The following is a 281-nucleotide window of genomic DNA, read 5'->3' as shown; positions in this document are numbered from 1 at the left end:
CACACTACCATCGGCGCTACGGCGTTTCACTTCTGAGTTCGGCATGGGGTCAGGTGGGACCACCGCGCTACAGCCGCCAGACAAATTCTTTTCTAAGTGCCGAACTTTAACCGAAAAACTGGTGCTGATACCCAGAGTCGAACTGGGGACCTCACCCTTACCAAGGGTGCGCTCTACCAACTGAGCCATATCAGCACACTAAATTTGATGCCTGGCAGTTCCCTACTCTCGCATGGGGAGACCCCACACTACCATCGGCGCTACGGCGTTTCACTTCTGAG

The 281-nt window shown here is 54.8% G+C and carries 1 tRNA gene and 1 rRNA gene; both read right to left on the bottom strand.

Annotated features, from left to right (window positions below):
- Window positions 1-81 (bottom strand): 5S ribosomal RNA (gene rrf, locus OGV69_RS00650); the annotation flags it as partial.
- Between the two features lie 38 nt (window positions 82-119).
- Window positions 120-195, bottom strand: a tRNA-Thr gene (locus tag OGV69_RS00645).
- Window positions 196-281: the final 86 nt, after the last annotated feature.

The sequence above is a fragment of the Citrobacter sp. Cc139 genome, assembly GCF_030334645.1.
In the GTDB taxonomy this organism is placed as follows: Bacteria; Pseudomonadota; Gammaproteobacteria; order Enterobacterales; family Enterobacteriaceae; genus Citrobacter; species Citrobacter werkmanii.
The sequence above is the reverse complement of the archived record's forward strand: the minus strand, read 5'-3'. Positions and strand labels throughout refer to the sequence as shown.